This window comes from Pararoseomonas baculiformis (assembly GCF_017813395.1).
GTDB lineage: Bacteria > Pseudomonadota > Alphaproteobacteria > Acetobacterales > Acetobacteraceae > Roseomonas > Roseomonas baculiformis.
Map to the genome: position 1 here is coordinate 1 of NZ_JAGIZB010000022.1, position 24846 is coordinate 24846.

Sequence of the window (24846 nt, forward strand, 5' to 3'; positions counted from 1 at the left end):
CGCGCGCGCCACCTGCTCGGCCGCGGCGAACACATAGCTCAGATCCGCATGCCCGTCCCCGCGCCGCGACGGCGTGCCCACCGCCAGGAACACCGCATCCGCACCCTCCATCGCCTCCGACAGATCGGTCGTGAAGGACAGCCGCCCATCCCGCACGTTCTCGGCCACCAGCTTGTCCAGACCAGGCTCGTAGATCGGAATGCGACCACCCCGAAGCGCCTCAACCTTGGACGCCTCCGTGTCCACCACGCATACATCCACCCCGAACTCGGCAAAGCAGGCCCCGGAGACCAGGCCAACATAGCCCGCCCCGATCATCGCTACGCGCATCCTATCCCCCTGATACCGCCCCCGATGTCCAGGGGGTGACCGGTCGTTCCTATCGTTTCGCCTCTGCGGGGCCGATATGCGGCGGCACCGCGCGGGTGCCGGCTCTCACCCCATGTACTGGGGAAGGAAGGCGCGCACGGCATCCGCCAGGTCGGGGCGCTTGAGCGCGAAGGCGATCTGCGCCTCCAGGAAGCCCGCCTTGTCGCCGCAGTCGAAGCGCCGGCCCTGGTAGCGCAGGCCATGGAACGGCTGCCGGCCGATCAGCTTCGCCATGCCGTCGGTCAGCTGCACTTCGCCACCCGCGCCCTTTTCCATGGCCGAGAGCGCCTCGACCACCTCGGGCATCAGCACGTAACGGCCGATGATGGTGAGGTTGGAGGGCGCCTGTTCCACCGGCGGCTTCTCCACGAGCCCCTTCACCGAGACGAGCCGGCCCTTGTCCTCCAGCACGTCCAGCACGCCATACTTGTTGACGCGCTCCATCGGCACTTCCTCGATGGCGACGACGTTCCCGCCCGTCTCCATATAGGCGTCGGCCAGCTGCTTGGTGCAGGAGACCTCGCACTGCATCAGGTCATCCGGCAGCAGGATGGCGAAGGGGTCGTTCCCGATGAAGCTGCGGGCGCACCAGATGGCGTGGCCCAGGCCCATCGGCACCTGCTGGCGCACGGTGGTGATGGAGCCCGGCTCCACCGCGCTTGCGCGCAGCTCGGCCAGGATCTGGTCCTTGTTGCGCTCCTTGAGGGTGCGCTCCAGCTCATAGGCCACGTCGAAATGTTCGACGATCGCGGTCTTGCCGCGGCCGGTGATGAAGCAGAACTGCTCGATGCCGGCGTCGCGCGCCTCCTCCACCGCGTATTGGATGAGGGGCTTGTCCACGATGGGCAGCATCTCCTTCGCCAGCGCCTTGGTGGCGGGCAGGAAACGGGTACCCAGGCCCGCAACGGGCAGGACGGCCTTCTTCAGCGGCTTCGGCACGGGAGGCGATTCCCCTGTCACTATGTTCGGCGGCAGATGTGCCATGCCCGTTGAAACTTGGGAATGTGGCTGCCCTGTGGTCCCCTTCCGCGATCAGGCGCCGGTTCCGGCCAGCAGGATATCCCGCGCCGCGTTCACCCGCGCCGCAAGCCAGTCCGAGCCGCCGGCATCGGGATGCGCGCTCCTCATCAAGCGCGCGTGAGCAGCCCTGATATCGGCCCGGCTGGCGCCCTCCTGCAGCCCCAGGATGGCCAGCGCCTCCGCCCGGTCCATCACCGGATTCGCGGCCGCGGCCCCGGCTCCCGCCGTCCGCCAGCCCGCATGGGCCCGGTCCAGCCAGGCTTCCAGCAGCGGAACGCTCTCCGGATCCTCCGCCGCCGCTTCCTCAAGAAGGGCGCGCAACTCGGCCAGGGTGAGGTCCGCAAGGTCCCGCCCGGCCTGGACGCCGCGCGTTACCCGGCCGGAGAGCGTGCCCGCCGCGGGGTCGAGGCGCATGGAGAGCATGCCCGTCTGAACCGCATCCGCCGGCGCGGAGCCGAGCTGCGTCGGGGGCTGGCGAGACCGCCACCAGCGCCAGAGCGCCGGCCCGAACAGGGCGCCCGCCCAGATCAGCTGCCCCCCACGCCCGGTGAGCAGCAGCACCACCCCCAGCAGCAGGCCGATCCCTGCCAGCAGGGCCGCAGCGGCCCATTTCACCTGCGCCACGCTGGCCGTGCTGAAGCCGCGCAGCCCCAGCAGGCCCAGCGCCAGGATGGCCGCCCCGGCCGCGAGCCAGATCATGCCCGCGGCGCCGGCAGCTGCGCGAGAAGGGCGGCGGCGCCGGGCAGCCTTGCCAGGGCGGCCCGCCCGCCGCTGGCGAAGGCGGCGGCTCCCCGCAGCAGGGCCGCCAGCGTGCCGGGGCTGCGATGGTCGAAGGGCGCCCAGGCCCCGCCGGATTGCCGCGCGATGCCCCGCAGCACCGGGGTGGCCAGGGGATCGTCCCCCTCCTGGAATACAAAGGCAGGGGTTCCCCGCGCCCCCAGCCGCGACGCGGCGGCAAGAATCGGCCCGGCCTCCTCCTCCACGGCATCCCCCACGAACACCAGCGCATGCAGCCGGGCGCGGCTGGCCTCGGCCTCCGCATGGCGCAGCAGGCGCAGGATCTGCGTGTGGCCGCCCCGGCAACCCACCCCGGTCATCTCCGCCGCTAGCGCCCGCGCATCCGCCAGGAAGGGGGTGGCGTGGAACTCCCCATGCCCCCGGTAGAAGGCGAGGCTGACCGCGATCCCCCCGGGCGCCTCCGCGAACATCCCGGCTTGCAGGTGGCAGGCCCTGTCCCAGGTGGGCTGGCGGCTGGCCGTGGCATCCACGGCGAAGAGCAACCGCGCCGGGGAGGGCGCGGCCCGCAGGGCAGGCACGCCCGCGGCCTTCTGCAGGAAGGCGGTGACGGCGCTGGAGGCGGGGGCGGGAACCGGCGGCTTGGCCATGAAGGATAGATGGTGTGCCGCCATGCCCGGCGGAACGGGCGGGTGGCGCGAGGGGCGCGTCTCACCTAGCCTTTTCCGCCATACAAGGAGATCCCGGACATGCGACGCCGCCACCTGCTCCTCGCGGGCTGCCTCGCCCTTCCCGTGGCGCTTGGCGCCTATGCCCAGGCCGAGGCCGAGCGGCAGCTGGATGCGGCCATCGAAAGGCTGCGCGCCGGGCTGGGGCCGGATGGCGCGGTGGAATGGCGCAGCCGCAGCGTCGATCCGGCCACTGGCACCGCGCGCCTGCAGGGCCTGACCATCCGCCAGGGCAAGGACCGCCTCACCGCCGCCGAAGTGGTGCTGGACGGGTTGCAGGCGGACCGCCTGGGCCGCGCCGTGCTCACCGACCTCCGGATGGAGGAGGCGAAGCGCGCCGATGCACCCGCACCCATGGTGATCGCCGCCGGCCGGGTGAGTTTCGTCAACCTTGTCCTCCCCGCGGCCGGGGCTGGCCCGGGGGTGGACTGGTCCGCCCTCGCGGCCGGAGAGGCGCTGGCCGAGGGCATCCGCGTGGAGAATCCCGGCCGGGGCGAGGCCGAGCTGGCCCGGTTGAGCCTGGCCGGCTATGCGCCCGGGCGGGTGCAGGACGCAGTGCTGGAGGGCTTCCGCTTCACCGACCGCAGCGATGGGGAGGTGAGCATCCGCCTCGGCCGCGCGCAGCTGGCCGGCGCTGTTGTGCCGCGGATCGGGGCGGATCGTGATCCCTGGGCCCTTGCCGCCGATTCCGCCCGGATCGAGGGGGCGGAGCTGGTGGTGCAGAGCCAGCAGGTCTCGATGCGCCTGGGCCGCATGCAGCTCGATGGATGGGGTGAGGGGCGGCTTACCAGCTTTGCCCTGGAAGGGCTGAAGGTGGAGGGCGAGACCAAGGAGGCGGGCCCCTTCGTCGCCGAGCTGGGCCGGGCCGGGCTGTCCGGCTTTCCCGCGCGCGACACCGCCTACGCCATTGCCCATGACCTGAACCCGCCCCAGCCCATCCCCGGCCAGGACCAGGACGGCATGCTGGAGGGCCTCGCCGTCTCCACCGCGGGCGCGCCGCTGCTGCGGATCGCCACCGTCCGCGCCCGGAACAGCTGGGACGCCACGGCGCCGCGCACCCAGACCGGCACCCTGGCTGTGGAGGGCGTGGCGCTCGACCTGCCACCGGAGCAGGGCGGGGATTGGCTCGACGGGCTCGGCTTCAAGCGCATCCTGGCCAGGCTGGGCATGGAAAGCCGTTTCCTGCAGGACCAGGGTCGCATCCTCGCCGATCCGTTCCTGCTCCAGGCGGCCGGCATGGGCAGCCTTGGCATCTCCCTTGATCTCGGCGGGATCCAGATGCCCACGCCCGGGCAGCCCTCCGTGGCGAAGGAGGATCCGCTGGCCCTGATCGCCAACTGGACCATCGGCGGCCTGTCGATCCGCTACACGGAGGAGGGGCTGCTCCGCGCACTTCTTGCCCAGCAGGCGGCGCGGGAGCGCGTGCCGGAAAGCCAGCTGCGGGCGCGCTATGCCCAGATGGTCCAGCGTTTCCCCGTGCCCGGCGTCGCCCAGGGCAAGGAGGCGCCGCAGATCCGCGCCATCCGCGAAGCCCTGGCCAGCTTCGCCCGCGACCTCGGCACCATCGAGATCGCCATGCGCCCGGCCAAGCCCGTGCCCATGCCGGCCTTCATGACCCTGGCCGGGCAGCCGCCGGAACAGCTCGTGCGGGAACTGGGGCTCACCGCGCGGGCGACCCCGCCCGCCCGGTAGGGTCCATGCCCGGTGGTCCGCAGGGCATGCGGGCCACCGGAACCGCTTCAGGAAGGCTGGGCCGCCGCGATGGCCGAGAGATTCACGATGCCCCGCGCCGTGGTGCTGGGCACCATCACATGCACGGGCTTGTTCATGCCGAGCAGGATGGGGCCGAGCTGCAGCCCGTCCGCCGCCGCCTTCAGCAGGTTGTAGGCGATATTGGAAGCGTCGAGATTGGGGAAGACCAGCAGGTTGGCCGACCCGGCGAGCTTGCCATCCATCACGGCGCGGTCGCGGATGGCCGGTTCCAGCGCCGCGTCCGCATGCATCTCCCCATCCACCTCCAGCGCCGGGTCGCGCTCCCGGATCAGCTTCAGCGCCCGCCGCATCTTCCGGGCGGAGGGGGCGTCCGAGGCACCGAAGGAGGAGTGGGAGAGCAGCGCCACGCGCGGAGTCACGCCGAAGGCGCGCACCTGTTCGGAGGCGAGGAGGGTCATCTCCGCGATCTGCTCCTCATCCGGGTCCACCAGCAGATGGGTGTCCACGAAGAACAGCGTGCCGGCCGGCAGGATCACGCCTGTCATGGCATAGACGCGCCCGGCATCGGGGCGCTTGCCCACGATGTCGAAGGCCTGGTGCCAATGGGTCATCCAGTCGCCCGTGCCGCCGACGATGGCGGCATCGACCCGGCCGGTCTCCAGCAGCAGCGTGGCGGCGACCGTCGGCCGGGTGCGCAATGCGCGGGCCGCCGCATCGGGCGGGATGCCGCGGCGATCGACCTTGCGCTGATAAAGGGGAAGCAGCTCCGAGAAGGCCTCCGTGTCGGCGCCGGGGTCGAGCACCGTCACGCTGCCCTCCAGGTCCATCCGCAGGCCCATCTCCCGGACCTTGCGTTCGATCACCTCGCGCCGGCCGATGATCACGGGGTCGGCGATTCCCTCGTCCAGCACGGTCTGCACGGCGCGCAGCGTCCGCTCATCCTCGCCCTCGCCATAGGCGATGCGGCGCCCGGCATTGCGGGCGGCGGCGAAAACAGGGCGCATCAGGTCGCCCGAGCGGAAGACAAAGCGCTCCAGCTCCCGCTTATAGGCGGGGAAATCGTCGATCGGCCGGGTGGCCACGCCGGAATCCATGGCGGCGCGGGCCACGGCCGGCGCGATCTCCAGGATCAGCCGGGGATCGAAGGGCTTGGGGATGATGTAGTCCGGGCCGAAGATCGGCGCATGGCCGCCATAGGCCGCCACCACCACCTCGCTCGCCTCCGCCCGCGCCAGGCGGGCGATGGCCTCCACGCAGGCGACCTTCATCTCCTCGTTGATCGTGGTCGCGCCGGCATCGAGCGCGCCCCGGAAGATGAAGGGGAAGCAGAGGACGTTGTTGACCTGGTTCGGGTAGTCCGACCGCCCGGTGGCCACGATGGCATCCGGCCGCGCCATCCGCACGGCCTCCGGCAGGATCTCCGGCTCAGGATTGGCTAGCGCCAGGATCAACGGCTTCGGCGCCATGGAGGGCAGCCACTCCGCCTTCAGCACGCGCGGTGCCGAGAGGCCGAGGAACACATCCGCATCCGGCAGCGCATCGGCCAGGCTGCGCGCGTTGGTCGCCCGGGCGTAGCGGGACTTGTACGGGTCCATCAGGACCTCGCGCCCCTCATAGACCACGCCCTCGATGTCGCAGACCGTGATGTTCTCGCGCCGGGCGCCCATCGCGACCAGAAGGTCGAGGCATGCCAGGGCCGCCGCGCCGGCGCCCGAGGTGACGATCTTCGCCTGCCCGATCGGCTTGTCCTGCAGCAGCAGCCCGTTCCGCACCGCCGCCGCCACGATGATGGCAGTGCCGTGCTGGTCGTCATGGAAGACCGGGATCTTCATCCGGGCGCGCAGGGCGCGCTCGATCTCGAAGCATTCCGGGGCCTTGATGTCCTCGAGGTTGATGGCCCCGAAGCTCGGCTCCAGCACCGACACGGCCTCCACGAACCGGTCGGGGTCGCGCTCCTCCACCTCGATGTCGATGGAATCGATGTTGGCGAATTTCTTGAAGAGGACCGCCTTGCCCTCCATCACCGGCTTCGAGGCCAGTGCCCCGATGGCCCCCAGCCCCAGAACCGCCGTGCCATTGGTGATGACCGCGACCATGTTGCCGCGGGTGGTGTAGTCATAGGCCGTCTTCGGATCCGCCGCGATCTCCATGCAGGCGGCGGCAACGCCCGGCGAATAGGCCAGCCCCAGGTCGCGCTGGGTCGCCATGCGCTTGGTGGGCTCGATCGACAGCTTCCCCGGGCGGGGAAGGCGGTGATAGTCGAGCGCGGCTTTGCGGAAATCCTCGTCCATGGCCCGGTTATGGCCTTGCGGGCGGCGCGGCGCCAGACGGGATGCGATGCCCGGCGCGGCAGGGGGCGTTATCCCGTGATGGGAACCGCCCCCGGCGGCCCCGCGTTGCCGGGCAGAAGGATGCTGGAGGTGGCGATGCCGGGACCGTCTGATGATCCGGGTGGGGAGAGGCGCCCTGGCGACCGCGCGCTGCCGGGCACCCCGGGAACCGAGGAGGTGGTCTGCCCGGAATGCGAGGGAAAGGGTGAGCTGATGGGCAGGCCATGCCTGGCCTGCAACGGAACGGGCATGGTGATCGGAAGCCCGGGGCGGGACGATCCGCGGCCCATGGGCTGATCCGCTCGGGGCCGGGTGGCCTGGGCGGGCGGGCTGCTGCGCGCTACATGGCGCCCACGGGCGCCGTGGAGGCGGCCCGGGAGAGAGTTCCGAGTGATGAAGAGAATGGTGCGGTCGAGAAGATTCGAACTTCCACGGGGTTTCCCCCACCAGCACCTCAAGCTGGCGCGTCTACCATTCCGCCACGACCGCAGGCAGGAAGCGGCACATGGCCGCTCCGAGGTGGCGGGCGTATAGCGGATGAGTGCGGCGGCGGCAACAGGGGGGGGCGCCCCCGAATGGCTGATTTCTGAAGATCGCGTGCCCGTGCCTGATGCGCTGGCCGCGATGCGGGCGCGGGTGGAGGGGATCCGGGCCGGAACGGCGAAGGAGGCGATCTGGCTGGTGGAGCACCCGCCCAGCTACACCGCCGGCACCTCCGCCCGGCCGGAAGGGCTGCTGGACACGCGCTTCCCCACCTTCGATGCCGGGCGCGGGGGGCAGTGGACCTATCACGGGCCAGGCCAGCGCACGGCCTATGTCATGCTGGACCTTACCCGCCCGCATGGGCCCGTGCCCGCGCGCGACGTGCGCGCCTATGTCCACGCGCTGGAGGAGTGGATGATCCGCGCGCTGGACCGCTTCAACATCCGGGGTGAGCGGCGGGAAGGGCGGGTCGGCATCTGGGTGGCCGACCGGACGAATGGCACGGAGGCGAAGATCGGGGCGATCGGCGTGCGTGTCTCGCGCTGGGTCTCCTGGCACGGCATCGCGCTGAACGTGGAACCGGATCTCAGCCATTTCGGCGGCATCATCCCCTGCGGGATCAGCAACCACGGCGTCACCAGCCTGCACGCGCTCGGGTTGCCCGTGACAATGGAGGAAGCGGATTCCGCCCTGATGGCCGCCTGGGCGGAGGTTTTCGGGGAGTAAAGCCGACGTGCCTCCCTGCTTTGCGGCAGGGATGCGAAAGGGCGCGCGAATTTCGTGGTGTGACCCGGAAAATCGGGAAAAACTTCGGAATGTCACGGGGTTGTCGGTGGTATCGTGGCATGCGCGCCCCTATCCTGTGCGGAGACCCCGAACCGCACAGGATGGACCATTGCCCGATCATCACACCCCGCTCATCGCTACCATCGCCCTTGGCCTCCTGCTTGCCTTCATCCTCGGCATGATCGCCAACCGGCTGCGCGTCTCGCCCCTGGTCGGATATCTCCTGGCCGGCGTCGTGGTCGGGCCCTTCACGCCCGGCTACGTCGCGGACCAGCAGTTGGCGAACCAGCTCGCCGAGATCGGCGTGATCCTGCTCATGTTCGCCGTCGGCCTGCATTTCTCCCTGAAGGACCTGATGGAGGTCCGCAGAATCGCCCTGCCGGGCGCGGTGGGGCAGATCATCGTCGCCACTGTCCTGGGCATGGGCCTGGGCTGGCTCTTCAACTGGGGCATCGGCGGCGGGCTCGTCTTCGGCCTCGCGCTGTCCGTCGCCTCCACCGTGGTGCTCATCCGCGCGCTGCAGGAGCGCCGCATCGCCGAGACGGAGCGCGGCCGCATCGCCATCGGATGGCTCATCGTGGAGGACCTGGCCATGGTCCTCGCCCTCGTGCTGCTGCCCGCCCTTGCGCCGGCCCTGCAGGGCGGTTCGGAGCTTTCCCTCAGCGCCCTGGCGCTCACCCTCGGCATCACGCTGGGCAAGGTGGCCGCCTTCGTCGCGCTCATGCTCATCGCCGGCCGGCGCGTGATCCCCTGGGTGATGCACCACGCCGCCCATACCGGCTCGCGCGAGCTGTTCCGCCTGGCCGTCTATGCCATCGCTCTCGGCGTCGCCTTCGGGGCGGCGGAGCTCTTCGGCGTTTCCTTCGCCCTGGGCGCCTTCTTCGCGGGCATGGTGATGGGCGAAAGCCAGCTTTCCCAGCGGGCGGCCGAGGAAGCCCTGCCGCTGCGCGATGCCTTCGCGGTGCTGTTCTTCGTATCCGTCGGGATGCTGTTCAACCCCTATATCCTCGTCACGGCGCCCTTCGCGGTGCTGGCGGTGGTCGCCATCATCGTCATCGGCAAGTCGGCGGCGGCCTATGCCATCGTGCGCGCCTTCGGCCATCCTTCGGGCACGGCGCTGACCATCTCGGCCAGCCTGGCGCAGATCGGCGAGTTCTCCTTCATCCTCGCCGGGCTTGGCGGCGCGCTGGGGCTGCTGCCGCCGGAAGGCCGGGACCTGATCCTGGCCGGCGCCATCCTCTCCATCCTCATCAACCCCTTCCTCTTTGCCCTGGTGGAGAAGCGGCGCACCGCCGTGGCCGCCCGCGCCGCGCGCTCGGCCCGGCCCGTGCCGGAGATGAAGGGACTCGCCGAGCCGGCACAGCCCGCGCCCCCGCCCGCCCGCCCGGTGGAACCAGCCCCCGCCGCGCCCGTGCCGCCTCCCGCCCCGGTGGAGGCCGCCCCTGTCCCGGCGGAGCCATCCACGGTGGCGCAGGCCATCGAGGAGCTGCCGCTCATGGAGGATCATGACGTGGTGATCGGCTATGGCCGGGTGGGCTGCCTTGTCGCGCATGGGCTGCGCGAAGCCGGCCGCCCCGTGCTCGTCTTCGAGGATGCCGAGACAACCATCGCCAGCGCCCGCACCGATGGCGTTCCCGCCGTGCTGGGCAATGCGGCGGACCCGGAGGTGCTGGCCGCGGCCAACCTGTCTGCCGCCCGGCGCCTTTTCGTCACGGTGCCCGAGGCCTTTGAGGCCGGGCAGGTGGTGGAGCAGGCCCGCGCCCTGAACCGCGACCTGGAGATCACCGCCCGTGCCCATTCCGACGCGGCGGCGGAGCATCTGCAACGCCTGGGCGCGGACCATATCGTGCTCAGCGAGCGCGAGGTGGCGCGGCGCATGCTGGAATACGCGGAGCGCTGACGGAAGCGGCGGCCCCGCGCATCTCCTGAACGAGAAAGGGCGCCCCGAGGGGCGCCCTTTCTGTTTTCAGCGGCTGCTGTCGCGGAAATCGGAGTCCCGCCAGGAGCGATCCTTCCGCTCCCCACGGGGCGCCTCCGGCCGTCGCTGCTGATTGCCGAAGCCCTGGCCGCGGCCCTGGCCGCCGCCGGGGCGCCCGGCAGCCTGGCCGCCGGGGCGGCCCTGCGCCTGGCGCTGCCCTTCGCGCGGCTGGCCGCCGCGGCTGTCGTCCCGCCGGGGCGGGCGCTGCTGCTGCTGGCGGTTCGGCCGGCGCGGCACCGGGCCGGTGGGAATGTCGCCCTCGGCCGGCACCTGCTGGCGGGTCAGCTTTTCCACGGCGCGGAGGAGGGAAACCTCATCCGGCGCAACCAGCGCCACCGCCTCGCCCGAGGCGCCGGCACGGGCCGTGCGGCCGATGCGGTGGACATAGGTTTCGGGCACCTCCGGCAGGTCGTACTGGATGACGTGGGTCACGCCCTCCACGTCGATGCCGCGGGCCGCGATGTCGGTGGCCACCAGGATCGGCGCCGTGCCGCGCTTGAAGGCTTCCAGCGCCCGCTCGCGCTGACCCTGGCTCTTGTTGCCATGGATGGCGCCGGCGGCCAGGCCGTCCTGCTCCAGCTGCTTCACGATGCGGTCCGCGCCGTGCTTGGTGCGGCTGAACACCAGGGCACGGCCCACGCCCTCGCCGCGCAGCAGGTCGGCCAGGATGGCCCGCTTGCCTTCGGCACGGGTGTGGATCACGCGCTGGTTCACCCGCTCGGCTGTGGTGGCGACGGGCGTCACCTCCACGCGCACGGGGTCGGGCAGCAGCTCCTTCGCGAGCTTGGCGATGTCCTCCGGCATGGTGGCCGAGAAGAACATCGTGTGCTTCGTGCGCGGCAGCATGCCGGCGATGCGGCGGATCGAGGGCCAGAAGCCGCGGTCGAGCATCTGGTCGGCCTCGTCGAGGACGAAGACCTCAATGCCGTCCAGCTTCATGGCGCGCTGGTTCAGCAGGTCCATCAGCCGGCCCGGCGTCGCGATCAGCACGTCCACGCCCTTGGCCATGGCGCGCTTCTGCGGGTTCTCCGGCACGCCGCCGAAGACCAGCGCGGTGCTGGGGCGGATATGGCGGCCATAGGCCCGGATGCTCTCATGGATCTGCGAGGCGAGCTCGCGGGTCGGGGAGAGGATGAGCACGCGGCAGGTGAAGGGCGCCGCGCGCTTCGGGTCATTCGCCAGGCGGTGCAGCAGCGGCAGGGAGAAGGCCGCCGTCTTGCCGGTGCCGGTCTGGGCGATGCCCAGCACGTCGCGGCCCGCGATGGCGGCCGGAATGGCCTGGGCCTGGATGGGGGTGGGGGTGGTGTAGCCCTCTTCCTCCAGCGCGCGCAGAAGGGGCGCCGCGAGGCCGAGCTCGTTGAACTGTGTCATGGATTCCAATCGGGGCAGCCCGGTCCGGGGCCGCCAAGGCGGGTGGAGGCGCCCCGCGTGTCCGGTCGCATCCAGGGTATCAGACAGTGCGACGCCCTGGTCAGGGCCGCGCGCATCATTGCGCGGGGCGGCCGTCTCACGCGGCCAGGGCGCGTCCGCGGCTTGTGGCCGGGAACGGGCCCTACATGGGGCAGGCGGTGCTGCGACGCAAGATGGAAGGGGGCAGGGCACGCGTGCGCTTGACGCGGGGCGGAACCCCGGCCAGCACGGGGGGATGGGGCGCCAACAACTCCTGCATCTCCCGGCCTTCCGGCTGAGCTGGCGGCAGCGCCTGCTGCGCGTCGCCCTGGTCCTGCTGCTGGCGCCCCTCGTTCTGATCCTGCTGTTCCGCTTCGTGCCGGTGCCCTTCACGCCGCTGATGGTCATACGCTCGGTCCAGGGAGAGGGATGGCGGCATGACTGGGTTCCGCTGGAACGGATCGCGCCCGCCCTGGCCCATTCGGTGATCGCATCCGAGGACAACCGCTTCTGCGAGCAGGCCCTGGGCTTCGATTTCCAGGCGCTGCAGGGACAGATCGAGGGCTGGTGGGACGGCGAGCGCCCGCGCGGCGCCAGCACCATCACCATGCAGACCGCCAAGAACCTTCTCCTCTGGCCCGGCCGCGACCCGGTGCGGAAGGCCGTCGAGGCCTGGCTGACCCCGCAGGTCGCCATTCTCTGGCCGAAGGAGCGGGTGATGGAGGTTTATCTGAACATCGTGGAGTTCGGCCCGGGCATCTACGGGGCCGAGGCGGCCGCCCAGGCGTTCTTCGACAAGCCAGCCTCCGCCCTGACCCGCCGGGAGGCGGCGCGGCTGGTCGCGGTGCTGCCCAACCCGCTGAACTGGTCCGCCGCGCGGCCTTCCGACCATGTGCAGCGCCGGGGCGGCATCATCGAACGGCGGGTGGGGCAGCTTGGCCCACTGCTGGACTGCGTGCGCCCGGATGCCTGATGGGGCCCGCGTTGGCAGCCTTGCTGAACGGATGCTTCCCGGAGAGGGCTCTGCCCTCTCCGGACCTCGCCCGCCAAGGGCCTGAGGCCCTTGGAACCCCGTCTGGCTGCCGCGGATACGCTGCAAGCAGGGGTTTCTGCCCCTCATCCTGCCCTTGCAGTCGCCTCCGGTCATGGACCGGAGGCGCACCGTCAGCCGAGCCTTCCAAACTACTAAAAGAAGATGATGGAGAGGGGTCCGGGGAGAGGAAGAATTCCTTCTTCCTCTCCCCGGGACAGACCACCACCCCAGCATCAGACCAAAGCCCCGCCGCCATCACCCGCGCCCGGGCGCCCTTCGCAGCCGGCTGACATAGGAGAAGCGCCCGGCCGGGTGCAGGCTGAGGCTGACGGCCAGGGGTGCGCCGGAGGGGTCCAGGTAGCGGTGGGTGATCGCGAGGGCGTGGGCGCCCGCCGGGATGTCCAGCGCTTCGGCCGCTTCGCCTGATGGGATGCCCGAGGCGCGGATCTCCTGCACCACTTCGGCGATCGGCCGGCCGGACCAGGCGGCCAGCACGGCGGCGATCAGCTCCCCGGCCTCCCCGCCGCGCAGACGCTGTTCCAGATCTGGCGGCGCGGCCTCGGCATCGGCATGGGTTTCGGTCCAGCAGAGCGCGGGCCCGCCATCGGCGGGGACCCGGCGGCTGGCAATCCGCAGCCAGTGGCGGCCCGCCCGTAGCCCTTGCTCCTGCTCCATCGCGTGATCCGCCACGACGGACCCGACCTCCAGGATCTCGCGCCGCGTCTCGGCCGCGTATTGCAGCAGGTCTCCGATCTCCGCGAGGGATTGGAGATAGACGCCCCGGTTGTTCGGGCCGAGGGCCGTGACCCGCGTGCCCGCGCGCCGCCGCCGGGAAACCAGTCCCAGCTCCTCCAGCCGGTCCAGCGCTGCGCGCATCGTGGCGCGGCTGACGCCCCGCTCCGCCGCCATTTCCAGCTCGGGCGGCATCTGGGAGCCGAGCGGGTGGCGCCCATCGGCGATTTCCTTGGCGAGTTCCCGGGCCAGGGAGACATAGCGCGGCTCGGACGGGGCAGGCGGCATCGCGGCATTGGTAGGGCCTGCCCGGGCGTTGACAAGCGGGCGCGAACTCCAATAGGACCGGACCAATACAAAAGTTCGAACCTTTTGATGGAGGAACCCATGGCCCCGACACGCCGCACGATCCTGTCCGCCTCCCTCGCCGCTGCCGCCAGCCTATCGGCACCCGGGGTGCTCCGTGCCCAGCCCGCCGGCTATCCGGAGCGGCCCATTCGCCTGATCCTGCCCTTTTCCGCGGGCGGGCCGACGGACACGCTGGGGCGCGTCTTCGCCGAGCAGCTTTCGAAGCAGATGAATGCGCGCGTGCTGGTGGAGAACCGCACCGGCGCGGGCTCCACCATCGGGGCCGATGTGGTCGCCAAGGCCGCGCCCGATGGCTACACGCTGCTGTTCAACAATCTCTCCCACTCCATCAATCCCAGCCTCTACCGCCGCATGCCTTATGACAGCGTGGCGGATTTCGTGCCGGTGAGCGTGCTGATGGAGGGGCCCGTCGTCGTGCTGGTCGGGGCGAACTCGCCCTTCCGCACGCTGAAGGAACTGATCGAGGCCGCCCGCGCGCGGCCGGACCACTATGACTTCGGCTCGGCGGGCAACGGCTCCGCCGCGCATGTCTCCATGGTGCAGATCCTGGCCCGCACCGGGGCCCGCATGAACCACATCGTCTATCGCGGCGTGGCGAATGCGATGACGGACCTGCTGGCCGGCACCATCGTGTCGGTGAACGACACCTCCACCACCGCGCTCGGCAGCATCCGCGGCGGCATGGTGCGCCCGCTTGCCGTCACCTCCCCCGCCCGCGTTCCCTTCCTGCCGGACCTCCCGACGGTGCGCGAGAGCGGCATCCCCGAGCTGGCGGATTTCCAGATGTCCACCTGGAACATGCTCTTCGCCCCGGCCGGCACGCCGCAGCCCATCATCGATCGCCTGCATGGCGAGGTGCGGAGCGCGATGAAGGATCCCGGTTTCGTCGCCAGGCTCGCCGAGCTGGGGAACGTGCCCATGCCGGATGCGAATCTCGCCGGCACCCGCGCCTTCCTCGTCTCCGAGGTGGAGCGCTGGCGCGATGTCATGAACCAGGCGGGAATCCGCCCCGAATAAGCGCCCGCGCAGCCGTATCAACCGTCCGAGGTCACCGCCCCAGCCATGCCCAGCACGCCCCTCGATTCCGCCCTGTTCCGCGACATGTTCGGCACGCCGGAGATGCGCGCCATCTTCTCCGACGAAGCGCTGGTCGGCCGCTATGTGGAGGTGGAGGTCGCGCTTGCCCGGGCGGAGGCCCGTTGCGGGATCATACCCGCCGAGGCGGCGGAACGGATCGCGGCCGCCGGCGCGAAGCCCAGCTTCGACTGGGCGCGGCTGAAGCAGGAAACGGAGAATGTCGGCTATCCGATCCTGCCCCTCGTCCACCAGCTTTCGGAGTTGGCGGGGGAGGCGGGGCGCTATGTCCATTGGGGCGCCACCACCCAGGACATCATGGACATGGCGAGCGTGCTGCAGATCCGCGCCGCGCTGGACCTGGTGGAAGCCGATATCGAGGCGCTGCGCGGAATCCTGGCCGATCTCGCCGCGCGCCACCGCGATACGCCCATGGCCGGCCGCACCCATCTGCAACAGGCGCTGCCCGTCACCTTCGGCTACAAGGTCGCCATCTGGCTCGCGGCCATGGACCGGCATGCGGAGCGGCTGGCGCAGCTTCGCCCGCGCGTGCTGGTTGGCCAGTTCGCCGGCGCGGCGGGAACCCTCGCCTCGCTCGGGGAGGATGGCTTCCGGGTGCAGGAGGCTCTTTGCCAGGAACTCGGCCTGGGGCAGCCCGCCATCACCTGGCATGTGGCGCGGGACGGGCTGGCCGAGGCCGTGGCCTTCCTGGGGCTGGTGACGGGCACGCTGGCGAAGGTCGCCACCGACATCATGCTGATGATGTCCACCGAATTCGGCGGCGAGGTAATGGAGCCCTTCGTGAAGGGCCGCGGCGCCTCCTCCACCATGCCGCAGAAGCGCAACCCGATCTCCTCCGAGATCATGCTCGCCACCGCCAAGGCGGTGCGGCAGCAGGTGGCGCTGATGCTGGACGCGATGGTGCAGGATTTCGAGCGCGCCACGGGGCCCTGGCACCTGGAATGGCTGGCCCTGCCGGAGAGCTTCACCCTGACCGCCTCCTGCCTGCATCAGGCGAAGTTCGCCCTTTCCGGGCTGACGGTGGATACGGGCCGGATGCGCGCCAACCTGGACATGTCGGGCGGCCTCATCGTCGCGGAGGCGGTGATGATGGCGGCGGCTCCCGCGCTCGGGCGCCAGCACGCGCATGACGTGGTCTATGATGCCTGCCGCGCCGCGATCACCTCCGGCCGCGGCCTCGCCGAGGCGCTGATGGAGGTGCCGGAGGTGGTGGAGGCGCTCGGCGGGCCGGACGGCGTGCGGCGGCGTTGCGATCCGGCGAATTATCTGGGCCTTGCCCCCGCCATGGTGGACCGGGTGCTGGCGGCGCGGCGCCGCTAGGGCCTGGCCAAGGGGGCCTTGTGCTCATGGCATCCGGGCCGAGAATGGCCCGAGCACCGTGACCGCAAGGAAAAGCCCCTACCGATGAGCCCGTTGTTCCAACCCCTGCGCCTCGGCGGGCTCGAACTGCCCAACCGCATCACCATTGCCCCAATGTGCCAGTACTCGGCCGAGGAGGGGCGGGCAGGGGACTGGCACCTCATCCATCTCGGCCATCTCGCCCTTTCCGGCGCGGGGCTGCTGGTGCTGGAGGCTACGGCGGTGCTGCCGGAAGGCCGGATCAGCCCCGTCGATCTCGGCCTCTATTCCGATGACACGGAAGCGGCGCTGGATCGCGTGCTGCGCGCCGTGCGGGGGCAATCCGCAATCCCCCTGGCCATCCAGATCAACCATGCCGGCCGCAAGGCCTCCAGCCGTGCACCCTGGGAAGGCGGCACGCAGATCCCGCCCGATGCGCCCGGCGGCTGGAAGACCCTGGCGCCCTCCGCCATCCCGCATTCCGAAGGCGAGGACACGCCGCTCGCCCTGGATCGCGCGGGCATGGACCGGGTGCGGGACGGCTTCGTGGATTGCGCCCGCCGCGCCGTGCGCATCGGCCTGCAGGGAATCGAACTGCACGCGGCCCATGGCTACCTGCTGCACCAGTTCCTCTCCCCCCTCGCGAACCGCCGCAACGACGAATATGGAGGCACCGCCGCGAACCGGATGCGCTTCCCGCTGGAGGTGTTCGAGGCCGTCCGCGCCGCCATCCCAGGGGAAATCCCGGTCTGGATGCGCGTCTCCGCCACGGACTGGGTGCCGGGAGGCTGGGACATCGAGGACACGGTCGCCTTCGCCCGCGCCCTGGGCGAGCGCGGCTGCGCCGCCATCCATGTCAGCACCGGCGGGGTTTCCCCCAGGCAGTCCATCCCGCTCGGCCCGGGCTACCAGGTGCCCTTCGCCGCGCGGGTGAAGGCCGAAACCGGGCTCACCACCATCGCTGTCGGGCTCATCACCGAGCCAGCGCAGGCCGAGGAGATCATCGCCTCCGGCCAGGCCGATGCCATCGCCCTGGCACGCGGCATCCTCTACGACCCGCGCTGGCCCTGGCATGCCGCGGCGCAGCTCGGCGCCCGCGTCACGGCGCCGAGGCAGTACTGGCGGTCCCAGCCGCGGGAGTACAAGGATCTCTTCGCGGGCGCCGCCTTCGGGCAGCGCTAGGCGGTTCTAGCGGCGGGAACCCTCGGCCAGCAGCCAGCGGAGCAGCAGCTGGCGCGAGGGTGGATCGCCATAGAGCACGGGATGGCCGGACCATTCCGAGCGGACCAGCCTGCTGCCGGGGATGGCGGCCGCAAGCGCCTCCCCCATGGCTGTGGGCACGACGGAGTCCTCGGCCGAAACCATCACCAGCGTCGGCGGCAGGCGGGAGGCTGCGGCGCGGAGGGCGCCGATGCTGTCCATCGGATGCCGGTTCAGCCAAGCCAGGCCGGGCAGCCAGGGCATGTGCTGGCGGATGGTCTCGGTCATGGAGGTGAAGCCGCTGTCGATCACCAGCAGGTCCGCCACCCCGGTGGCGGCCAGATGGACCGCCGGGGCGGAGCCGATGCTCTCGCCCAGCACGGCGAGGCGGCGGGTGGGCCAGCGCGCCCTGGCCCAGGCGGCGGTGGCCTCCGCCGTGGCCTTCAGCGCCGCCTCCGAAGGGGCGCCAGGATTGCCGGAATAGCCAGGATATTCGGCCGCCACCACGGGAATGCCGGCCTCGGCAAGGCCGGTGGTGATGGTGGCGGCCAGCGCGGCGGAGGAGGCATTGCCATGCAGGTAGAGGAGAACCGGCGCCTCCGGGTTCGCCCCCGTATCGGCATGAAGGAAGGCGATACGGCCGGCGCCGGGCAGCTCGACATGGCCTGTCCGCCAGATGCCGGAGGCGGCGACCGGCGTATCCCCGTGGCGGACGGGAAAGAGGAAGCGCTCCTGCATGGCCCAGAGCGTGACGGCCGGGGCCAGGACCAGAAGGACAAGAAGAAGGACGGCGAGAATGGCGATTCGGGCAAGTAGGGACACGGCGTAGCCTATCACCCCCGCGCCGCGCGTCAGCTGCCTGATCCCGGCCTGAAGGCGGAGCTGCCGGGCGGGATGGCCGTGCGAGCCTTATGTCTGCTGGCGCAGCAGGCCGGTTCCCGCCCTTCGCGATCGGCGGGCGGGGGCCATGGAAGGTCCTCTACGCCGTCGGCCGCCGGTGGAAGCCCGGCTCATCCGGCAATTCGGCGAAGCTCTCCTCGATCTTCTCAACCCGTGCCAGGGGCGGGCCATGCCGCGCGGCGAGAAGGACGGAGCCCACCGCCGGCTCCTCGCCGGCCAGCAGGGCCTCCACCGACCCATCGGCGCGGTTCCGCACCCAGCCTGTCAGCCCGGCCGCGCTCGCCTCCCGCACCAGCCAGTCGCGGTATCCCACGCCCTGGACGCGGCCCCGGATCCGCAGGAGGCGGGCCTTCAACGGGACAGTTCCAGCAGCCGCGCGGCCAGGGCGATGTCCTCCGCGATACCGGCGCGGCGGGCCAGGGCTTCGGAATCCGTGCCCCAGAAGGATTCCTGGTAGGTTTCGTCCAGGATCGCGAGGCGATGCGCCTCCGCCGCGTCGATCCGCCCGGCCGAGAGGGCAAGACCGAGCACGAGGCTGCCCAGCGCCGGCACCGCGATCCCCAGGGCCGAGACGCCGAAAGCCGAGTGCGCCGCCACCGCCGCATGCAGCGCCCTCAGCGAGGAGGGGGCCTGCGTGACATGGACGATGCCCTTCGTCACCGCCAGCGGTGCGTCATAGTGAAGGGCGGCCCAGTCCAGCAGCGGTTGCCAGTTCTCGGCCTGGAGTGCGGCCAGGCGCCGGTCCTCGGCGCGGTAGCACAGCAGGTCGCTCTCCGCATATTCGGCGATGGCGGCCACGCTGGGGGCGGGATCGGGCGCGATGCGGTCCACGGCGGTGCCGACGAGGCGCGTCAGCGGCACCTCCTCCATCGACATCTCGTTTCCCTTGGCCCCGCCCGCGGCGTGCCATTCGGCGGCGACGGCCTCCGCCAGGGGGCGGCTCGGCAGGTGCAGGGTGGTGCCACCTGGCAGGCGCAGCGGGCGCCCATCCAGGGCGATGCTCCAGCCGGAGTCCATGGGCTGGACGGCGGCCTCATTCCAGAAACGCTTCATGCGGCGGGAATTGGGGTGCCAGGGGGGGGCATGGCAAGCTGTCCCGCATGGGATCTGCACTGATCTATGGCGCGGCGGCGCTGGCGGAAATCGGCGGCTGCTTCGCCTTCTGGGGATGGCGGCGCCTGGGCTGGCCGGCCTGGGCGCTATTGCCCGGCATGGCTTCCCTGGCCTTGTTCGCCGGGCTGCTGACCCTGGTGGAAGCCTCGGCGGCCGGGCGGGCCTATGCGGCCTATGGCGGCGTCTATGTGGCGGCTTCCCTCGCCTGGCTCTGGGCGGTGGAGGGAAGGGTGCCGGATGCCTGGGATCTCGGTGGCACGGCCCTCTGCCTCCTGGGCGCGGCCGTGATCCTCTGGGGCGGCGGGGACGGGCGGTGAGACCGCCGGCCCGCGCCGCCGGATCAGGGCGGGAAGGCCCCGGCCGGGCTGGAGCAGGGCGCCAGGGGCTGCCCGGGAAAGGCATCGGGGACGGCCAGCGCAAGATCGGCGGCGGGGCGGCCGAGCAGGTAGCCCTGGGCATAATCCGCGCCCAGCGCCTGCAGCATCCCCCAGTCCTCCGTGGTCTCCACGCCTTCCACCACCACCTTCAGGCCGAAGCTCTGCGACACCGCCAGCAGGGCGGTCAGCACGGTTCCGCGCTGCGCCGGGGGAAGGGCAAGGATCGAACGGTCCAGCTTCACCAGGTCGAAGCGGAACTCCCGCAGGCAGGCGATGTTCGAGAAGCCCGAGCCGAAATCGTCCAGCGCGACCTGCACGCCCATGGCCTGCAGCCGCCGCACGGCCTCCCGTGCCCGGGGGAAGCGGAGCAGGGGGATCTGCTCGGTCAGTTCCAGCGCCAGGCGCCCGGGCGGCAGCCCGGTCTCGCGCAGGATGTTCGCCACCATTCCCGCCAGGTCCGGTTGCTGGAACTGCACGGGGGAGATATTCACGGCGATGCGCCATTCGCCCCCGGCCCGCACGGCCGTCTCGCAGGCGCGGCGCAGCACCCAGGCGCCGATCTGGATGATCAGCCCGGTTTCCTCGGCAACGGGGATGAATGTGTCGGGCGGGACAGGGCCGCGATCCGGATCCTCCCAGCGCAGCAGCGCCTCCACCGAAACGAGCGATCCGTCGCCGCAGCGGCGGATGGGCTGGAAGGCCAGGGAGAGGTGCCCCCGCGCGATGGCCAGGCGCAGCGCCGCCGGAAGCGCCGCGGCGGAACGAACGGCTTCCAGGGCCGCGGAAGGGGCGGCCCCGGCCGGCGGCTCCACCGCTGGCTCCAGGAAGCGGAGGCTGTGCCCGCCATTGTGCTTGGCCTCGTAGAGCGCGCGGTCCGCGCCGCGCAGGAGGTGGTCGGGCGTGGTTCCGTCCTCGGGCATCATGGCCACGCCGACGCTCGCGCCGACCCGCAGCGTGGTGCCGTCGTTGAGGACGAAGGGCGAAGAAAGGCTTTCCACGATCCGCTCGCCCACCGCCCTGGCATCCTCGCGCCCGGCGGCGCCCAGCACGGCCGCGAACTCGTCGCCGCCGAGCCGGCCCACCACATCCGAGGGCCGCGCGGCGTTCCGCAGCCGGCCGGCGACCAGGCGCAGGAGCTCGTCCCCCGCCGCATGGCCATGCAGGTCATTGACCATCTTGAAGCCATCGAGGTCGAGCTGCAGCACCGCCGCGGGCTGGTCCGGGCTGGCGGTGCAGCGCTCGATCGCCTCATACAGGGCGCGGCGATTGGGTAGCCCCGTCAGCGTGTCGTGCATGGCGAGATGGCTGAGGCGCTGCATCGCCTCCACCTCGTCGGTCCGCTCCCGTGTCGTGCCCCGGTAGCCGACGACCAGCCCCGCCTCGTCCAGGATGGGCACGCCGTTCACCCGGAAATGGGCAATGCTGCCATCCGAGCGGCGCGCGCTGTACTGGAAGTCCCGAAACGGCTTTCCGGCGCGGTTGGCGGCGAGCTGCTGGTCCCAGGCAGCCGCAGGTGTGATCGGGTCGAGGGCGCGCAGCTCCGCCACGCAGCCACCCAGCCGGACCCCGGGCACGTCGCGGTGCACGCCGCGGTGGTCCGAGACGAAGGTGAACCGGCCCTGCGCATCCACCTCCCACACGAGGTCCGAGGAGCATTCCGTCAGGTCCTGCGCCCGGCGGAGGGCCTGCTTGAGCTTCAGGTTGATGGCGGTCAGCCGCCCCACATGTTCGCGGTGGGAGGAGCGCAGGAACAGGACCAACAGGAGGAGCAGGGCGACATGGCCCAGCACGCTCAACCCGTCGAGCGTCCAGTCCCGGCCACCGTCCTGCAGCCCTTCCCGGATGGCGACCAGGAGGTCGGCCAGCATGAGGATGACCTGCCCCGGGACCAACAGAAGAACCGCCAGCCTCGCGCGCGTCATCCCTCATCCGCCTGTGCAATCCCGCAACCGACGGTAGAACATCCGGGGCATGCGATCAACTTTCCTTGATCGCGGATGGGGCTGTGCCGCCGGAACTGCCGCCCGCAGGACCGGGGCCCAGCCCCGCCTCAGTTCAGCTCGTTCTTGAAGAAGCGCCCATCCCGCATGATCGCCCGCATCGCGGCGCCCTGGTTCTGCAGGCAGGAGAGGTCCTTCAGCGGGTCGCCATCCACCACTAGCAGATCCGCCCTGGCGCCAGGGGCCAGCACGCCGATCTCGCCCTCCATCATGCAGAGCCGGGCGGCGAGGGTGGTGGCGGAGAACAGGACCTCATGCACCGGCAATACCCGGGCGCGGATCTCGAACTCCATGGACTGGTACTTGTGCAGCCCGCCCAGCAGGTCCGAGCCGAAGGCCATGGGCAGGCCGGCGCGGCGCATGATGTCCAGCGATTCCAGGCCGGCCTTGCGCACCGTCTCGATCTTGGCGACCGATTCCGGGCCGAGCCCCATCGCCGCGCCTTCCAGCGCCAGCCCCTCATAGGCGACGAGGGTGGGGCAGGCGATGGCGCCGGCCTTCACCGCCATCTCCGCCGTCTCGGGCTGGATGAGGTTGCAGTGCTCCAGGGAGTAGACGCCACATTCCACCGCACGGCGGATCGCCTTGTCCGTATAGAGGTGAGCGGCGACATAGGTGCCGGCATTCTCCGCCTCCTCCACCGCCGCGCGGATCTCCTCGCGCGAGAAGCCGAGGGCGTGGATGGGATCATTGGGCGAGGCGACCCCGCCATTCGCCATGATCTTGATGAAGCGCGCTCCGGACTTGATCTCCTCCCGCGCCGCGCGCCGCACCTCGTCCACCCCATCCACCAGCCGGCCGAGCGAACCGACGCGGGCGGAGAAGATCCCGTCCCGGTCGTCGGAGCGGCTGCGGAAATCCGAATGCCCGCCCGTCTGGCTCAGCGCCTTGCCGCAGGGCACGACGCGCGGCCCGTCGAGCAGCCCCTCATCCACCGCGATGGCGATGCCGGGCTCCGCCCCGCCCAGGTCGCGCACGGTGGTGAAGCCGCGCATGAGCATCCCATGCATCACCTTCGCCGCCCGCATCATGGCCAGGGAGGAAGGCTGCGCCGAGTTCTCCGCGATGTTCACCATGGCGGCGACGACATGCACATGGGCGTCCACCAGGCCGGGCATGATGGTCTTGCCACGCAGGTCCACGCGGGTGGCCGAGGAGGAGGTGATGGGCTTGTCCGAGACCTCCCGGATGCGGTCGCCCTCCACCAGAACCTCCATCCCGCCGCGCAGCTCGGTGGCGCCGGGTTCCAGGAACTGGCCATTGGTGAAGACATAGGACGTCATCGGATTCCCCCTTCTTGGCGTGACGCAGCCGGCGCGCTAGCGCGCGACCGCGTATCCCTGCATGCCGCGCGGATTGGCCGCGGCCTTGACCATGTGCGTTTCCCCGTCCGCCTCGCGCGCGCAGGCGGAAAGGCGGCCCTCGGACCAGGAATCGCCCAGCGTCACCTTGTGGCCGCGGCGGCGCAGCTCCTCCACCGTGGCATCCGGGAAGCGGTTCTCCAGCGTCAGCGTGCCGTAGGCCGTCTCGCGCGGCCAGAAGGAGGCGGGCGCGTGGTCCGTGTGGAACGCGGGCGCGTCGATCGCTTCCTGCAGGTTCATGCCCTGATGGGCATGGTGCAGGAAGAGCAGCAGCGACCACTGCTCCTGCTGGTCGCCACCCGGCGTGCCGAAGGCGAGATAGGGCTTGCCGTCGCGATAGGCGAAGCTGGGCGTCAACGTGGTGCGCGGCCGGACATTCGGCGCCATGGAGGAGGCGAGCCCGTCCTTCAGCCAGAACATCTGTCCACGCACGGTCAGCGAGAAACCGAGGCCCGGGACGACGGGGCTGGACTGGAACCACCCGCCCGAGGGCGTGGCCGCGACCATGTTGCCCCAGCGATCCACCACATCGACATGGCATGTGTCGCCGCGATGCGTGCCGCCGGCCGTCGTCACGGCCTCGCCCGCGCGGTCCTGGCCGCCGCGCGCATCCTCGCGCGCGACCGTCGGCTCGCCCGTGCCGACACGCGGCTCCTTCAACGTGCCGGCCGCGGCCAGCGGCGGCAGGATGGGGTCGCGGCCATCGGGCGAACCCGGGCGGAACTCATGCGAGGCCTGGTCGGTGATCAGCGCGCGGCGCCGCGCCGCATACTCGGCCGACAGCAGGGCGTCCAGCGGCACGGGCGCGCTGTCGCCATACCAGCAATCGCGGTCGGCGAAGGCGAGCTTGATGGCCTCGGCCACCACATGCACGAAATCGGGCCCCAGCGGATCCATCTTCGCCAGGTCGAAGCCCTGCAGGATGTTGATCGCCTGCAGGAAGGACGGGCCCTGGCTCCAGGGGCCGCATTTGAACACGCGGTAGGCACCATGGTCGGAGAAGACCGGGCGTTCCACCGGCACCTGCCAGGCCGCCATGTCCTGCCCTGTCAGCAGGCCGCGGTTCCTGCGGCCGGACACGTCCCACACCTCCGCCTCGCGGTAGTAGCGGTCCACCGCCTCCGCCACCGGCCCGCGGTACCAGTGATCCAGCGCGCGGCGGATCTGCGCCTCGCGCCCGCCCACTGATTCAGCATCCTTCAGCAGGCGCTCATAGGTTTCGGCCAGGGCGGGGTTGCGGAACAGGCGCCCGGTTTCCGGAACCTTGCCGCCGGGCAGGTACACCTCGGCCGATGTGGGCCAATGCGTCTCGAACAATTCGCGCACCGAAGCGATGGCGGCCGGAATGCGGGAAACCAGCGGATAGCCCTCCCGCGCGTAGTAGATCGCGGGCTCCAGCACCTCGCGCAGCGTCGCGGTGCCCTGGTTCAGCAGCAGCGTCATCCAGGCGCCGAAGGCGCCGGGCACGCAGGCCGGCAGCAGCCCCGAACCGGGAACAAGGTCCAGCCCCAGCCCGCGCATCCGCTCCATGGTCGCGGCGGCGGGAGAGGGGCCCTGGCCGCAGATCACGATTGGCTCCTCGGCGCCCGCGGGGCAGGCGATGATGGGCGCGTCGCCGCCGGGGCCGTTCAGATGCGGCTCCACGACCTGCAGCACGAAGCCGGAGGCGACGGCGGCGTCGAAGGCATTGCCGCCCCGCTCCAGCACGCCCATGCCGGCCGCCGAGGCAAGCCAGTGGGTGGAGGCAACGGCGCCGAAGGTGCCCCGCAATTCGGGGCGTGTGGTGAAGCCGGACAT

At 71.1% G+C, this 24846-nt stretch carries 22 protein-coding genes and 1 tRNA gene; 9 read left to right on the forward strand and 14 right to left on the reverse strand.

Annotated elements, in window-relative coordinates; genetic code table 11:
- The 4 genes from J8J14_RS19020 to J8J14_RS19035 form a co-directional block, all read right to left on the reverse strand.
- The coding region (locus J8J14_RS19020) for a 3-hydroxyacyl-CoA dehydrogenase NAD-binding domain-containing protein (RefSeq protein WP_245215968.1) at nt 1–330 on the reverse strand (330 nt) is incomplete at its 3' end.
- Nucleotides 331–435: 105 nt separating this feature from the next.
- Nucleotides 436–1308 carry a UTP--glucose-1-phosphate uridylyltransferase GalU gene (gene galU, locus J8J14_RS19025; RefSeq protein WP_209381132.1) on the reverse strand — a complete coding sequence of 291 codons (873 nt, stop codon included), beginning with the start codon at nt 1306–1308 and terminating at the stop codon, nt 436–438.
- 93 nt (nt 1309–1401) lie between these two features.
- Nucleotides 1402–2088 carry a J domain-containing protein gene (locus J8J14_RS19030; protein ID WP_245215969.1) on the reverse strand — a complete coding sequence of 229 codons (687 nt, stop codon included), beginning with the start codon at nt 2086–2088 and terminating at the stop codon, nt 1402–1404.
- On the reverse strand, nt 2085–2774 hold the full coding sequence (locus tag J8J14_RS19035; protein ID WP_209381133.1) for a vWA domain-containing protein: 690 nt from the start codon (nt 2772–2774) through the stop codon (nt 2085–2087). Before J8J14_RS19035 ends, J8J14_RS19030 begins: the two co-directional genes overlap by 4 nt.
- Before the next feature lie 99 nt (nt 2775–2873).
- On the opposite strand from J8J14_RS19035, the gene J8J14_RS19040 reads away from it, so the two are divergent.
- Nucleotides 2874–4544 (forward strand): hypothetical protein, encoded by a 1671-nt coding sequence (locus tag J8J14_RS19040; RefSeq protein WP_209381134.1) that lies wholly within the window; start codon nt 2874–2876, stop codon nt 4542–4544.
- 47 nt (nt 4545–4591) lie between these two features.
- On the opposite strand, the gene J8J14_RS19045 is transcribed toward J8J14_RS19040, so the two are convergent.
- Nucleotides 4592–6856, reverse strand: a complete 2265-nt coding sequence (locus J8J14_RS19045; RefSeq protein WP_209381135.1) for an NADP-dependent malic enzyme — start codon at nt 6854–6856, stop codon at nt 4592–4594.
- Nucleotides 6857–6991: 135 nt separating this feature from the next.
- Here J8J14_RS19045 and J8J14_RS19050 point away from each other — a divergent pair, with 135 nt between their 5' ends.
- Nucleotides 6992–7192 carry a hypothetical protein gene (locus J8J14_RS19050; RefSeq protein ID WP_209381203.1) on the forward strand — a complete coding sequence of 67 codons (201 nt, stop codon included), beginning with the start codon at nt 6992–6994 and terminating at the stop codon, nt 7190–7192.
- Nucleotides 7193–7298: 106 nt separating this feature from the next.
- On the opposite strand, the gene J8J14_RS19055 is transcribed toward J8J14_RS19050, so the two are convergent.
- Nucleotides 7299–7384 (reverse strand) — tRNA-Leu (locus J8J14_RS19055).
- A 48-nt stretch (nt 7385–7432) separates the two neighbouring features.
- Between J8J14_RS19055 and lipB the strand changes: the two genes are divergently transcribed.
- Together lipB and J8J14_RS19065 are read left to right on the forward strand one after the other, a co-directional pair.
- A complete protein-coding gene (lipB, locus tag J8J14_RS19060; RefSeq protein WP_209381136.1) occupies nt 7433–8104 on the forward strand; it encodes a lipoyl(octanoyl) transferase LipB in 672 nt (223 codons plus the stop codon).
- A gap of 169 nt (nt 8105–8273) precedes the next feature.
- The gene (locus J8J14_RS19065; RefSeq protein ID WP_245215970.1) at nt 8274–10064 is read left to right on the forward strand and encodes a cation:proton antiporter domain-containing protein; all 1791 of its coding nucleotides are present in this window, start codon (nt 8274–8276) and stop codon (nt 10062–10064) included.
- Nucleotides 10065–10130: 66 nt separating this feature from the next.
- On the opposite strand, the gene J8J14_RS19070 is transcribed toward J8J14_RS19065, so the two are convergent.
- Nucleotides 10131–11513, reverse strand: coding sequence for a DEAD/DEAH box helicase (locus J8J14_RS19070; RefSeq protein ID WP_209381138.1), 1383 nt, complete (start codon nt 11511–11513; stop codon nt 10131–10133).
- A gap of 274 nt (nt 11514–11787) precedes the next feature.
- On the opposite strand from J8J14_RS19070, the gene mtgA reads away from it, so the two are divergent.
- On the forward strand, nt 11788–12504 hold the full coding sequence (gene mtgA, locus J8J14_RS19075) for a monofunctional biosynthetic peptidoglycan transglycosylase (protein WP_209381139.1): 717 nt from the start codon (nt 11788–11790) through the stop codon (nt 12502–12504).
- Nucleotides 12505–12819: 315 nt separating this feature from the next.
- Here mtgA and J8J14_RS19080 read toward each other — a convergent pair whose 3' ends face one another.
- Nucleotides 12820–13584, reverse strand: coding sequence for a GntR family transcriptional regulator (locus J8J14_RS19080; protein ID WP_209381140.1), 765 nt, complete (start codon nt 13582–13584; stop codon nt 12820–12822).
- Between the two features lie 99 nt (nt 13585–13683).
- Here J8J14_RS19080 and J8J14_RS19085 point away from each other — a divergent pair, with 99 nt between their 5' ends.
- From J8J14_RS19085 to J8J14_RS19095, 3 genes are all read left to right on the forward strand, one after another.
- Nucleotides 13684–14682 (forward strand): Bug family tripartite tricarboxylate transporter substrate binding protein, encoded by a 999-nt coding sequence (locus J8J14_RS19085; protein WP_209381141.1) that lies wholly within the window; start codon nt 13684–13686, stop codon nt 14680–14682.
- Nucleotides 14683–14727: 45 nt separating this feature from the next.
- Nucleotides 14728–16080 carry a 3-carboxy-cis,cis-muconate cycloisomerase gene (gene pcaB, locus J8J14_RS19090; RefSeq protein WP_209381142.1) on the forward strand — a complete coding sequence of 451 codons (1353 nt, stop codon included), beginning with the start codon at nt 14728–14730 and terminating at the stop codon, nt 16078–16080.
- Nucleotides 16081–16164: 84 nt separating this feature from the next.
- Complete coding sequence (locus J8J14_RS19095) at nt 16165–17280, forward strand: NADH:flavin oxidoreductase/NADH oxidase (protein ID WP_209381143.1); 1116 nt, start codon at nt 16165–16167, stop codon at nt 17278–17280.
- A 6-nt stretch (nt 17281–17286) separates the two neighbouring features.
- Here J8J14_RS19095 and J8J14_RS19100 read toward each other — a convergent pair whose 3' ends face one another.
- The 3 genes from J8J14_RS19100 to J8J14_RS19110 form a co-directional block, all read right to left on the reverse strand.
- A complete protein-coding gene (locus J8J14_RS19100) occupies nt 17287–18120 on the reverse strand; it encodes an alpha/beta hydrolase (protein ID WP_209381144.1) in 834 nt (277 codons plus the stop codon).
- A 157-nt stretch (nt 18121–18277) separates the two neighbouring features.
- Entirely contained in the window at nt 18278–18553 is a 276-nt protein-coding gene (locus J8J14_RS19105) for an acylphosphatase (RefSeq protein WP_209381145.1), read from the reverse strand.
- Nucleotides 18550–19251: an ATP12 family chaperone protein gene (locus tag J8J14_RS19110; protein WP_209381146.1), complete on the reverse strand. Its 702-nt coding sequence runs from the start codon at nt 19249–19251 to the stop codon at nt 18550–18552. Before J8J14_RS19110 ends, J8J14_RS19105 begins: the two co-directional genes overlap by 4 nt.
- 47 nt (nt 19252–19298) lie before the next feature.
- On the opposite strand from J8J14_RS19110, the gene J8J14_RS19115 reads away from it, so the two are divergent.
- Nucleotides 19299–19628: a YnfA family protein gene (locus tag J8J14_RS19115; RefSeq protein WP_209381147.1), complete on the forward strand. Its 330-nt coding sequence runs from the start codon at nt 19299–19301 to the stop codon at nt 19626–19628.
- A 23-nt stretch (nt 19629–19651) separates the two neighbouring features.
- On the opposite strand, the gene J8J14_RS19120 is transcribed toward J8J14_RS19115, so the two are convergent.
- The 3 genes from J8J14_RS19120 to J8J14_RS19130 form a co-directional block, all read right to left on the reverse strand.
- Complete coding sequence (locus J8J14_RS19120; protein WP_209381148.1) at nt 19652–21610, reverse strand: putative bifunctional diguanylate cyclase/phosphodiesterase; 1959 nt, start codon at nt 21608–21610, stop codon at nt 19652–19654.
- Between the two features lie 128 nt (nt 21611–21738).
- The gene (locus J8J14_RS19125; RefSeq protein WP_209381149.1) at nt 21739–22971 is read right to left on the reverse strand and encodes a metal-dependent hydrolase family protein; all 1233 of its coding nucleotides are present in this window, start codon (nt 22969–22971) and stop codon (nt 21739–21741) included.
- A gap of 36 nt (nt 22972–23007) precedes the next feature.
- Entirely contained in the window at nt 23008–24846 is a 1839-nt protein-coding gene (locus tag J8J14_RS19130) for a gamma-glutamyltransferase family protein (RefSeq protein WP_209381150.1), read from the reverse strand.